The sequence below is a fragment of the Chitiniphilus eburneus genome (assembly GCF_005048205.1).
In the GTDB taxonomy this organism is placed as follows: Bacteria; Pseudomonadota; Gammaproteobacteria; order Burkholderiales; family Chitinibacteraceae; genus Chitiniphilus; species Chitiniphilus eburneus.
Window position 1 is genome coordinate 1 of the sequence record NZ_SUMF01000036.1, and the last position, 12,329, is coordinate 12,329.

At 59.5% G+C, this 12,329-nt stretch carries 10 protein-coding genes; 4 read left to right on the top strand and 6 right to left on the bottom strand.

The features are described 5' to 3' along the window. From FAZ21_RS17950 to FAZ21_RS17960, 3 genes are all read left to right on the top strand, one after another. On the top strand, positions 1–2,469 hold a 2,469-nt coding region (locus FAZ21_RS17950), incomplete at its 5' end, for a hemagglutinin repeat-containing protein (RefSeq protein WP_211243519.1). Further along, a complete protein-coding gene (locus tag FAZ21_RS17955) occupies positions 2,466–2,723 on the top strand; it encodes a colicin immunity domain-containing protein (protein ID WP_136774810.1) in 258 nt (85 codons plus the stop codon). The genes FAZ21_RS17950 and FAZ21_RS17955, both read left to right, overlap by 4 nt. Before the next feature lie 424 nt (positions 2,724–3,147). After that, a complete protein-coding gene (locus FAZ21_RS17960; RefSeq protein ID WP_136774811.1) occupies positions 3,148–3,435 on the top strand; it encodes a hypothetical protein in 288 nt (95 codons plus the stop codon). A gap of 96 nt (positions 3,436–3,531) precedes the next feature. Here the strand turns inward: FAZ21_RS17960 and FAZ21_RS17965 are convergent, their stop codons facing one another. Both FAZ21_RS17965 and FAZ21_RS17970 read right to left on the bottom strand, forming a co-directional pair. Continuing rightward, positions 3,532–3,723: a hypothetical protein gene (locus tag FAZ21_RS17965; RefSeq protein ID WP_136774812.1), complete on the bottom strand. Its 192-nt coding sequence runs from the start codon at positions 3,721–3,723 to the stop codon at positions 3,532–3,534. 395 nt (positions 3,724–4,118) lie between these two features. After that, positions 4,119–4,298, bottom strand: coding sequence for a hypothetical protein (locus tag FAZ21_RS17970; protein WP_136774813.1), 180 nt, complete (start codon positions 4,296–4,298; stop codon positions 4,119–4,121). A 532-nt stretch (positions 4,299–4,830) separates the two neighbouring features. On the opposite strand from FAZ21_RS17970, the gene FAZ21_RS20435 reads away from it, so the two are divergent. After that, positions 4,831–4,977, top strand: coding sequence for a hypothetical protein (locus tag FAZ21_RS20435; RefSeq protein ID WP_169307482.1), 147 nt, complete (start codon positions 4,831–4,833; stop codon positions 4,975–4,977). A gap of 162 nt (positions 4,978–5,139) precedes the next feature. On the opposite strand, the gene FAZ21_RS17975 is transcribed toward FAZ21_RS20435, so the two are convergent. The 4 genes from FAZ21_RS17975 to FAZ21_RS17990 all read right to left on the bottom strand — a co-directional run bounded on the left by FAZ21_RS17975 (position 5,140) and on the right by FAZ21_RS17990 (position 12,319). After that, positions 5,140–5,319, bottom strand: coding sequence for a hypothetical protein (locus tag FAZ21_RS17975; RefSeq protein ID WP_136774814.1), 180 nt, complete (start codon positions 5,317–5,319; stop codon positions 5,140–5,142). A gap of 429 nt (positions 5,320–5,748) precedes the next feature. Next, a complete protein-coding gene (locus FAZ21_RS17980; RefSeq protein WP_169307483.1) occupies positions 5,749–7,344 on the bottom strand; it encodes a serine/threonine-protein kinase in 1,596 nt (531 codons plus the stop codon). Positions 7,345–7,743: 399 nt separating this feature from the next. Then, positions 7,744–9,186, bottom strand: a complete 1,443-nt coding sequence (locus FAZ21_RS17985) for an efflux transporter outer membrane subunit (protein ID WP_136774816.1) — start codon at positions 9,184–9,186, stop codon at positions 7,744–7,746. Then, positions 9,179–12,319 carry an efflux RND transporter permease subunit gene (locus FAZ21_RS17990; protein WP_136774817.1) on the bottom strand — a complete coding sequence of 1,047 codons (3,141 nt, stop codon included), beginning with the start codon at positions 12,317–12,319 and terminating at the stop codon, positions 9,179–9,181. The genes FAZ21_RS17985 and FAZ21_RS17990 overlap by 8 nt, the downstream gene beginning before the upstream one ends. Between the last annotated feature and the right edge of the window lie 10 nt (positions 12,320–12,329).

The following is a 12,329-nucleotide window of genomic DNA, read 5'->3' on the forward strand; positions in this document are numbered from 1 at the left end:
ATCGAAGCGGCAGCGGAAACGCAGCACTACGCCGAAACGCAAAAGCAGAAACAGTCCGGGCTGAGCATCGGGCTGGGCGGCGCACTGGTGGACCTGGCCCAACAAGTGGTCACCAGCGCCGAACAAGCCAGCGACGCCGAGGACGGCCGCCTCACCGCCGTCAAAACCCTGCAAGCGGCCGACAGCATCTACCGCATGGGCCAACTGGCCGGCGCCAAAACCATGGTGGACGGAGAACTGGTCGATGCCGAAGGCAGCCTCAACAACATGGGCGTCCAGCTCCAGATCAGCGTGGGCAGCAGCAAAAGCGAATACCAACTGGAACAGGACCAGCAGACCGCCCACGCCAGCAGCGTCAAAGCCGGCGGCGACCTCACCATCGTGGCACGCGGCGACGGCGAAACCGGCCAGGGCAACCTGAGCATCCTGGGCAGCCAGCTCGACGGCAAAAACGTCACGCTGGATGCCGCCAACGACCTGACGCTGCAAAGCGCCGAAGAACGGGCGCGCGAACGCAGCGACAACAAGAGCAGCGGCTGGAAAGCCGGCGTCGGCATCGGCGCCAGCGGCAACGGCGTGGGATTCAGCATCTTCGCCAGCGCCAACAAAGCCAAAGGCAACACCGCAGGCGATGCACTGACATACAAAGAAACTACCGTCACCGCCGGCGAAACGCTCACCCTCAAAAGCGGTGGCGACACCAGCCTGATCGGCGCCCAGGCCACCGGCAAAACCGTGATCGCCGACATTGGCGGCGACCTACTGATCCAAAGCCAACAGGACGACATCGACTACCACGCCAAACAGACCAGCAGCGGCATCAGCGGCAGCTTCACCTTCGGCAGCATGACCGGCAGCGCCAGCGCCAGCTTCAACAAAAGCAAGACCGACAGCGACTACCTCTCCGTACAGGAACAAAGTGGCCTGTTTGCCGGCGAAGGCGGCTTCAACGTTTACGTCGAAGGCCACACCCAGCTCAACGGCGGCGTGATCGCCAGCACCGCCGACCCCGCCAAAAACAAACTGGACACCGGCACCCTCGGCTTCAGCGACCTGCAGAACGAAGCCGAATACAAAGCCACCAGCGTCGGCATCACCCTCAGCACCAGCGGCAGCCTGGACCAAGGCCTTGGCAAAAGCGGCTTCGCGCCCAAAGGCAACAGCCAGAACGGCGACGCCAGCGGCACCAGCCACGCCGCCGTCAGCGAAGGCAGCATCACCCTCCGCGACCAAGAGAACCAAAAACAAGACGTGGCCGACCTGAGCCGCGACACCCGCAACGCCAATGGCGCCATCGACCAAATCTTCGACAAAGAAAAAGTGGCCGAAAAACAGGCCATGTACGACGCCATGGCCGAACTGGTCAAACCGTACGCCGCGCAGATCGCCAAGACCATCGGCGACACCTTCGACGAAGGCAGCGTGGAAAAGATCGCCGCGCACGCCGCGCTGGGCGGTGCCCTGGCCGTCCTCACCGGCGGCGACTGGCAACTCGGAATGAGTGCCGGCGCCCTGGGCGACCTACTGCCCAACGCCCTGGCGCAAGCGTTTGAAAAAGACGACCTTGGCAACATCAAACACCCCGACCTGTTCGTGGCCGCCACGCAAGTGCTGACGGCGGCAGGGATCGGGCTGGCGGGAGGGGATGTGGCGAGCATCGCCAACGGCACCGCGATCGAACAGAACGCGGTGGAGAACAACTTCTTGAAACATCCCAAGAAATATGCGGATGAACTCAAGAAATGTGACGGCAAGCCCCAGTGCGAACAGAATGTCAGCAAACGCATGGCTGAAGAATCGCTGGCGAATATTCTTGAACTGAAAGGGTGCATGGAAGCAGGCGACCAAGCTTGCATGGCCCGGATCAGGAACGAAGTATTCCTTGATCCTGCCGCCTATGCAGCACTGGGGGTGCAGGATGAGATTCTTCGTCGAGAGTACGAAAACAGTGCGCAGTGGTATGCAAGCATTATCGATAATTGCATAGGAAAGAACTGTGGTTGGCTGGAAGCCAATCTGATGAAGAATCTGGTCAATACCACGGACTTTGCTGCTTATGCTGCGTTGGGATTGACGGGGCTGAAACCGCAGACAGTTGGTGAGCAGGGAACGAAAAATGGAGCTAAAGGTGCTGTTTCTGATGCGAGCACTTCCTCTGAGTTGACCAATATTACTCAGAAACAACTCGACAAAAAATTTAAGCATGCTTCTGATTTTGGAGTCACAACAACCAAAAAAAATCCAGGAACTATTGCACAATTTGAAAATGCAATTAAAGAGCACATGTCGGATGGGGCTACGGTCAAAAAAGGTACCTATGGCTTTGTTAAAGATTCCAAAGTTTACTTTAACCCGCAAACCAATAATGCTGTTGTTCTTGATGGGTCGGGGAATTTTGTCACTGGGTTCAAACTTGCGCCCGGCACGGCTCAGTTCGAGAACTTCATGAAAAATGGAATATTAAGATGAGCGCTGCTTTGTTTGAATTTGCCCGATCCTTTGTAGTGGGTAGATTAAGTGCTGAGATTTTTTCTTCCGCGTATATGGAATTATGGAAAATAGAAAGAGATAGAGGGTTTCTTCAGAAAGACGATTCTGAGTTGAATGAAAAATTGTCCAGTATTTTTTGCTTGGCAGATTTGTATAATCCCGATCCGGATCGAGAGGGGTATGAATTGGATGAAGAGAGTCTTCGAATTAAAATAACTCAAATTGTTGGTTGAAATTTTCAACGATAATGAGGCAGATAAAAGCTGCTAACCAAAAAAACTGCTTTTTTTTGCCCAGTAGCATCAGTAACGCCGAGCTTTTCGCCATTGTTCGCGGCGGTTTGGCGTCGCCTTGCAGCCGGTAAGTGTTTTCCCCGAACCCATTTACAACCTCGCCCCACTGGCCTAAGCTCCCACCGTCGCGTTCAATCACGCGACCGGGTTTGGAAGCCCGGAGTCAAGGCGGACCAGCCGCCTGCATTACCCGCAAGCGGCTATTTTTACGTCCGTCGTGCATGGCATTGCCCTTTATGGGCGGGCCGTGTGGGAGGGCGCGAGCCCTGCCGGCTCCTTGACCCGGTCTTCCAACCCGCACGGTTCCGCCCACCCGTTTGGAAGCGGGGTGGCGGTTTCAATATCGCCGTCAAGGAGTCTGACCATGCCTCATTCCGTCCCCAACCCCGCTGTCCCCACTACCACACCCTGGCTTTCTTGCATCAGTTCGCTTGACCAAGCCATTGACCAAGCTTGCCAAGCCCGACAGGGTTTTATCGAACTGGGCGCGCTGTTCCGCGCTATTGCCGAGCTTTCCACGGTTCACGCCAACGCCCATGACTTAGCGGGGATCGGCAGCCGCATGGCCGAGGATTGGGCCAACCTGTGCGATGTGGAACGCGAAGAGCTTGAGCTTTGTTGCAAGGCACTGCAAGCGCCAGTGCCGGGTTGATCCCGCTACTGAGCATTGGTCACTAGCGCAAACAAAAACCGGGGCGTGTGTTACACGCCCCGGTTTTTGTTGGTCTGCTGCCTGTCTGCTGCGGTGCTAACTGCTCGGTTCTTCACCGTCCGCCGCTTCGGCCTTGGCTTCTGTCCTGGCACTCTTGGCCGTGGTGGCTTGATGCTTCAACTGCCGAAACCCCGTCAACGCTTGCGCCGCGATGCGCGCAACGTTGTCATCTCCGTCCGGCATTTCTGTAGACGAGGCCCCACCATTCAGCCAGTTTTCCTTGGTCACGATCGCTTCTTGTGTCAATGAGATGCCCCAAGTTTAAAGAAAACAGAATCTGCTTCAATCATTTTCGAACGGCCATTGGTCACTGATTTTCGGGGCGTAAAATAGTGTGGCACCAATGGGTTATCGATGAAGTTCAAACTGATCGTCGAATTATTACCCAGAGGTCATTGATTGTTGCCGGTGAATTTGCTTTGAATGTTCGGTAAATTAACAAACCAAGTCGTCAACCCCTATTAATTGAGCCTTCCATGATCGCAATAAAAAACCGCCGACCTCAAGGTCGGCGGTTAGTTTTCATCGTATAGATGAATGCTAGGTTCGTGCCAAATCCAATTATAGGTTTGGCACAAAGCTAGGCCAGCACGTTACATATTAATAACATGTGTGCTGGGTTGTTACTTGGAGCACTGAACCCAGCGGCCGCTTACCGAGGCGTTCACAAATTCGGCGCCATATCTCGCGCAGGTGGTCAGCGGGCTTTCTTTTGTGGGGTCCCAGGAATACGTGTAAATGGCAGCGTAGGCCGAAGCAGAAACGACAAGCAGCGTGGCAACCAAAGCAATTGCTTTTTTCATAGAAATTTCCATCCAAGTGGTAAAAAAGACTGGTTTATAGTCAAGCCGACACGACCCATCAGAAGGGTGGGTTTAATAAAGCTGTTGTCAGCCAGAAAAAAGTACAGCATATTTATGACAATGTAAAATTGTCACGTGCAGCTGAAGTAAAATTGACACAGCTTGACTGGCTCCGGCTTTTGCCATCTTGTTGAATGGGTGCGAATGCTTGCTGGAAATAAGGCCAAGCGTTTGATTTGACGTTGATTTTTGTGGTCCAGGCATTGGGTGATCTGCAAGGCGTCATGCGGGAAAGCGGCTTTTGGGTCTGGGATAGATACCGCGCGGTGTTGCTAAACCAGCTTGGCTTCGCCTGTGCCAACCTCACGGCAGTAATTGCTTTGGTGGCTCACTCGCAACGAGCAGAAACGCCGTGCTGATGAGTGGGTTGCTCGTCATTATTTATCTTGGCAGTGGTGAAGGAGATTTGAGGTGGCCGATGGCTGCGTCGGGTGGTTATGGGCGCCATCGCTCTGTCTGAAGGTGGCGGTAAATGGTGCGCTATGCGCTGCATCGGGATGGCATTGATGTTGGGCGGTTCAACAAGCGGCTGCCATTGCCAGTTGCTCGAGATTTCCACAAAAACGCCAACCTTAGGGTTGTTTTTCCTGGATTGACAAACGAAGCTGCCTTTTTTTAATGGAATAAGATTTTTACGTTTGCAACAAAAAAGCCGCCGACCTTAAGGTCGGCGGCTTGCTTTCATCATCCGGAATGTAAATGGAATTACGCCAAATACAATGGTTGAATCTGGCGTAAGTTCTCGCATTGGTGCGTTACATGCCCATGATGGATAAGGCGATTATTTGGAGCATTGAACCCAGCGCCCGCTCACCGAGGCATTTACAAAGCTGGCGCCATAGCGATCGCAAGTGGTCAGCGGGCTTTCTTTGGTCGGGTCCCACGGATAGGTGTAAATGGCGGCGTAGGCCGAGGCGGAAACGATAAGCAGGGCAATAGCGGAAGCAATCGTTTTTTTCATGAAAATCCCCAGTGGTAAATGATTGGTTTATGGTCGGCCGACACATGCTTTGGATATAGGCACGGTTCAATAATAAACATTGTCAGCTCGGGAAAAGTACATGATGTTTATGACAATGTAAAACTGCGCTATTTGGCTGAAGTAAAATTGACACACCTTGCCCGGCAAGCAGTTTTGCGATCAGTTGCTGCGGCGTAAATGGCTCGTCTTGAAGCGCTCTGCGGCTATTGATCCGGTGTTGTTGGTTCGGGCTGACCGCCTGCCGCAGTCATCAGGCCGTTGGCGCTGCTGGATATCCCTTGGCCGTATGCCAAGGTGGCGCGGCCGGTTGGTTGTTGTGCGATGGAAAAAGGCGCCGATCTTTCGATCCGGCGCCTTTTTCCATTAGCTATTCCGTGATGCAGCAGCGGGGGCAATTCCTGCCCGGCCTCAGGGCCCGGGTCGTTCGTTCAGTTTGGGATCGCCCGGTGGGCAGGTGACCTTGCCTCGCAGGCAGTCGAAGGCGCTGCCGATTTCCTCGCGGAAGCTTTTCGGGTTGTTGCTGGCCTCTTGCTTGGCGGCTTCGGGTACAGGCGGGGGTGGTGCGGGTTGGGGCTCGGCGAGGATTGGTTGAGGTGCCGTTTCCTGCCGCTTTTGCGGTGTGGTCGGGCGGATGGCGATGGTGGGCAGGGTTTTGTGGTCTTGCGCGGTGGCCGCGTTCGATGCGCGGGGAGGCTGGGCGACCTGGGTTTCCGGTTCGATGAGTTCGGCGGTGGGCTCGCTGCTGTCCTCGGACCAGGGGGAGAGCTTCACCACTGGCAGGGGCTCGGCGGGGCGTTGCTGCGTGGTGGGTGCCGGGGCCGGTGGGTGGGGGCTGCGTTCCACTTCCACGACGGGTTCCGGTACGGGCTGGCTCAAGGTGAGTACGATGGCGACGGCCAATGCGGCAACGCCGGCGCCAATGACGATCTGCCAGCGCGGGGCCAGGTGGCGATAGCGTTGCCAGGCTGGGCGCAGTGAGGCGCTGAGGGCGGCTAATTGTTGTCGGGCGCGCTGGATCAACTGGAGCGCGGATTGGTAAAGCCGCTGGGGCAATACGCTGCTGTCCTGCCAGAGTAGGTTGCCCAGCGCGGCGCCGCCGTGGGCATCTACGTTGCGGATCGCCGGCTCGGTCTGGCTGGGGCGGCGGCGGGGCCTGGTGGTGGCGTCGCTGCCGGTCTGGCGTGCGCTGCGCGACCCAAGCAGCAAGGCATTGCGCGCGGCGTGGGCGTCGGGGTACCGGTCTTCACGCTGTTTGGCCAGGCATTTCAGGATCAGCTCCGCCAGCCAGTCGGGGGTATCTGGTCGCAGGGTGCGCGGGTCGGTCGGCGCGGTATGCAGGATGTTGTAGGCGATGCTGATCGGTTGTTCGCCGACGAAGGGCGGGTGGCCGGTCAGGGCTTCATATAGCACGATGCCGACGGAGAACAGGTCGGCGCGGCCGTCCTGTTTCTGGCCGCTGATCTGCTCCGGGGCCATGTAGCGTGGCGAGCCGACCAGGGTGCCAGCCTGGGTGAGTTCGCTGGTGGGCTGCTGGGCAATGCCGAAATCCATGATCTTGAGCCGGCCGTTGGCCATCAGCATCAGGTTGGCTGGCTTGATGTCGCGATGGACCACCTGGGCGGCGTGGGCGTGTTCAAGGGCGTCGAACATCTGTTTGGCTAGGCTGGCCACTTGCTTCACGCTCAGGGTGCCTTGCTGGTCGAGCAGGGTCTTGAGCGAGCGGCCTTCCAGCAGTTCCATCGCCAGGTAGGGCTGGCCTTCCCAGGTTCCGCAGTCGTAGATGGTGATGATGCCGGGGTGATTCAATCGGGCGGCGGAGCGCGCTTCCTGCAACAGCCTTGTGGAGTAGTCGATGGCCTGGGTTTCGCCCAGGTCGCCCACGTCGAGTACCTTGAGCGCCACGTCGCGTTCCAGGCGCAGATCGCGCGCGCGGTACACCACGCCCATGGCGCCTTTGCCCAAGCGTTCCAGCAGTTGATAGTGAGCGATTTGCACAGTGCTCATCGACGATTTGTAAGGTTTCTTGCAATCCGGATGCTGCATTGTCACAGATTGTGTGGGCATTGCACCATCGTGCAGCGGCGCCCACCGGGGTTTGTGAGCCCAGGCACAGCGTAACGGTTGCGCTTTCACGCTCTACGGTCGATTTAGGCGGATCGAAGTGTGGTGCGGTTGCCACGGCGTGATCGTGCTTTTTGCCGAATCCATGGTGGGCGCGATGCAAAACGCGCGGCGATCGCCCTTTCTGCGCTGTTCCTCATGCCTTTTGTCTGACAAAAATAGACAGAATTTATTCTGGTTTGGTCTTACGCCGAGCCGCTGCCTGGTGGGCAGTTTCAGGATCAGGCCCCAAAAAAAAGCCCGTTCCAAGGAACGGGCGTGTGATGAGGCAACAGGGCAGGGTCAACCCGGGGCGCTGGCATTGCTGGTTGCGGTGTCGACAGGCGCTTGCCAGCCACCGCCCAGGGCCTTGATCAGTGACAACTGTGCGACGAGGGCGTCGCGCTGGGCGGTGATCAGGGTGAGCTGCACCTGGAAGTCGCTGCGTTCGGCATCCAGGACTTCCAGGTAGTCGGAATAGCCGTTGTCGTAACGCAACTGGGCCAGGCGTACCTGCCGCGCCAGCGCGTTCGATTGCAGCTTCAGCGCTTCGGCCCGCTCGCGGCTGCGTTGCACGCCATCCAGCCCCACCCGCACGTCGCCGAAGGCGCTGCGCACGGTCTGGGTGTAGTTGATGGCGGCCTGTTTGTCGCGGGCGCGTGCCTGATCCACCTGGGCGGCGGTGAGGCCGTTGTCGAACAGCGGCATCGTCAGGTCACCGGCAAAGCCCCACACTTTCGAGGGGCCTTTGAACAGGTCGCTGAACTCCAGGCTCTGCACGCCGAACAGGCCGGTCAGGGTGATGCGGGGGAAGTACGCTGCGCGGGCGACCTGAATCTGCGCGCGCGTGGCGCGCAGTTGCTGTTCGGCGCTCTGGACATCGGGTCGGCGCAGCAGCAGGTCTGATGGCAGGCCGGCGGGCAGGGTGAACAGGCCCGGCAGCAAACCTTCGATACTGGTGCCGCGCGGGGCCGTTTCATCGTACAGCTCGCGTGGGCTGGCGCCGGAGAGGATGAACAGGATGTTCTGTGCCTGGGTCTGCGATGCCTGCAACTGCGGCAGCGCGGCGCGGGCGTCCATCAGCTCGGCCTCGGCCTGGCGCACGTCCAGTTCGGAGGTCAGGCCACCCTGGAAGCGCTTCACCCGCAACTGGTACGACTCTTCGCGCGTGGTCAGCGTCTGCTGGGCGACGTTGACCTGCGCATCCAGTGCCCGCAGGTTGAAATACGCTTCGACGGTGGCGGCGCTCACCGCCAGCAGCACGCTCTCGTAGTCGTACTGCGTGGCTTGCAGTTGGGCCAGCGCGGCTTCGCGCTGATTGCGCACCCGGCCCCACAGGTCTAGCTCCCAACTGGCGCTGGCGGCAAATTGGTAGCTGTCGTAGGGATTGGGGCGCAGCCCGCGTTGCAGGCCGTTCTCCGAGACGCGTTGCCGGCTGGCGTCGGCGCCGAGGTCCAGCCGCGGCAACTGTTCGGCGGAGGCGATGCCCAGCGCGGCGCGCGCTTCTTCGATGCGGGCGATGGCGATCTGCGCATCCGCATTGCGTTCGCGGGCGCGCTCGACCAGGGCGTCCAGTTCCTTGTCGCCGAACAAGTGCCACCATTGGCTGTCGATGGTGGCGACTTGGCTGCCTTCGGGCAGGTCGAGCGCGACCGGTGTGCGATCGGGGCTGAGCAGGGCGCAGCCGTTCAGCGCCAGGAGCAGGGCGAGGACGCTGCCGCGCAGGGCGATGCGAGGCCTATTCATGGCCGGCCTCCTGTTGTGCGGCGTGTTGTTGCTGCCGTTTCTTTTCGGCTGGCTTCATGATCAGGCGGAAGAAGAGCGGGATGAAGAAGGTGGCGATCAGGGTGGCGGCGAGCATGCCGCCGATCACGCCGGTGCCGATCGAGTGCCGGCTCGCTGCGCCGGCGCCGCTGGAGGTTACCAGCGGCACGCAGCCCAGGATGAAGGCGAGCGAGGTCATCACGATGGGGCGGAAGCGCAGGCGTGCCGCTTCCAGTGCCGCATCCATCAGGCTCATGCCCTCGCGGTATTTTTCGACGGCGAATTCGACGATCAGGATGGCGTTCTTGGCCGCGAGACCGATCAGCGTAACGAGGCCGATCTGGAAATACACGTCGTTGTTGAGCCCGGTGAGCCAGACCGCCAGCATGGCGCCGAACAGCGCGAATGGCACCGCGGTGATGACAGCGAGCGGCAATGTCCAGCGCTCGTACTGGGCGGCCAGGATCAGGAACACCATGATGATGCCGAAGATAAAGGCCTGGGCCGAGGAGCCGCCCGCTGCCTTTTCCTGGTACGCGCTACCGGTCCAGGACAGCGAGTAATCGGCGCTCAGCGTTTCGGCCGCGACCGCTTCGGCGGCGGCGATGGCCTGGCCGCTGGAATAGCCGGGAGCTGGTTGCAGCATCACTTTGGCTGCTGAGAATACGTTGAAGCGCTCGACGAGTTCCGGCCCGGTCACCCGCTCGACCCGAACCAGCGAATCGAGTGGGATCATGTTGCCGCTGGACGAGCGTACGAACACGTTGCGGATATCTTCGGGGCGCGAACGGAAGTCGGCTTCGGATTGCAACTGTACCTTGTAGGTGCGGCCGAATTTGTTGAAGTCGTTCACGTAGAGCGAGCCGAAGGTGGCCGACAGCGCGTTGAACACCTGGTCGACCGGGACGCCCAGTGTCTTGGCTTTTTCCCGATCCAGATCGAAGAACATCTGTGGCACCGAGGCGCGGTAGGTGGTGGTGACGCTGGCAAACTCCGGGCGCTTCTGTGCCGCGGCAATGTAGGCCTGGGTTGCCGCTTCGATCTGCTTGGGATCGGTGGTGGCGCGGCTTTGCAGATACGCTTCCAGCCCACCGGTGGTGGACATGCCGGTGATCGCGGGCGGATTGAAGGCCAGTACCACCGATTCCTTGATGGCAAAGCCGGCTGCCATGATCTTCTTCGCCAGCGAGAACGAATCCTGCCCTTCACCCTTGCGGTCGTTCCAATCCTTCAGCGTGACGAACACCGCTGCGGCGTTGGAGCGGTAGGTGCTGGACAGCAGGTCGAATCCGGCAAAGCTCAGTACCTGCGCTACGTCCGGCTCTTTGGTCAGGAAGGCATCGAGCTGGCCGGTGACCGCCTGCGTGCGGGTGAGCGATGCGGCGTCCGGCATCACTGGTACCACCATCAGATAGCCCTGGTCCTCGTCCGGTACAAGGCCACCCGGCACGGTCTTGAACAGGAGCAACAGGCAGACCATCAGCGCGCCGAACACGGCGAAGGCCACCAGCACCCGGCGATTGAGGAAGGATACGCCGCGCACGTAGCCGCCGGTGAGCCGATCGAAGCCGTTGTTGAACCAGAGGAAGAACTTGTTCGGCTGATGATGGCTGGGCTTCAGGATCAGCGCGCACAGCGCTGGGGTGAGCGTCAGTGCGACGAGACCGGAGATGGTGACGGACACGGCGATGGTGACGGCGAACTGCTTGTACATCACCCCGGTCATCCCGCCCATGAAGGCCACCGGCAGGAACACCGAGCACAGCACCAGCACGATGGCAACCACCGGGCCGGAGACCTCTTCCATCGCCTTGATTGCCGCCTGTTTGGGGCTGCATTTCTCGGTGGTCATGATGCGTTCGACGTTTTCCAGCACCACGATGGCATCGTCGACCACGATGCCGATGGCGAGCACCATGCCGAACAGTGTGAGCAGGTTGATCGAGAAGCCCAGCAGCACCATGCCGGCGAAGGTGCCGATCAACGAGACCGGCACCGCAATGCAGGGAATCAGCGTGGCGCGGAAGTTCTGCAGAAAGATGAACACCACCAGGAACACCAGGATGATGGCCTCGACCAGCGTGTGGACCACCTCCTCGATCGAGATCTTCACGAACTTGGTGGTGTCGTAGGGGATGTTGTACTGCATGCCCGGCGGGAAGCGCGGTTCCAGTTCCTTCATCTTCGCGTTCACCGCATCGAGCACGCCGATGGCGTTGGCGCCCGGTTGCAGGTACAGGCCAATGCCGACAGTGGGCTTGCCATTACGCTTGGAGACCACGTCGTAGCTGGCCGATCCCAGTTCGATGCGAGCCACATCCTTGAGCTTGGTCTGCGAGCCGTCCGAGTCGGAGCGGATGATGATGTTCTCGAAATCCTTCACATCCTCCAGCCGGCCGCGCGCGGTGGCGGTGTAGGTGAACTCCAGCGGGCGCGAGGTCGGCTCGGCGCCGACCTTGCCGGCGGCGAACTGTTTGTTCTGCTCCTGGATGGCGGAGGTGATGTCCGAAGGCGTCATCGACAATTCGGCGAGCTTGTCCGGCCGTAGCCAGACGCGCATCGCATAGTCGCCAGCGCCGATGATGGAAACATCGCCGACGCCGCTGATGCGCTTGAGTTCGTCGACGACATTGAGCTCGGCGTAGTTGGACAGGTAGAGCGCGTCGTAGCGGCCATCCTGCGCATCCAGCGTGACGAAGCCCAGGATGGCGGTGGATTTTTTCTTCACCGTCACGCCCTGGCGTTTCACCTCATCCGGCAGTTGCGCCATCGCTGCCTGCACCCGGTTGTTGGTGTTGATGGTGGCGAGATCGGGGTCGGTGCCGATGGCGAAGTAGACGTTGAGCGTCATCGAGCCGTTGGAGGCGGCGGAGGACTGCATGTACAGCATGTCCTCCACGCCGTTCACCTGCTCCTCGATCGGTGCGGCCACCGTCTCGGCGATCACCTGCGGCGACGCGCCGGGGTAGTTCGCGGTTACCGAGACCACCGGCGGTACGATCTGCGGATATTGTTCGATGGGCAGCGCAGTCATTGCCGCGAGGCCCGCCAGGGTGATGATGATGGAGATGACGCTGGCGAAGATCGGCCGTTCGATGAAGAACTTGGAGAACATGGTGCGTTCT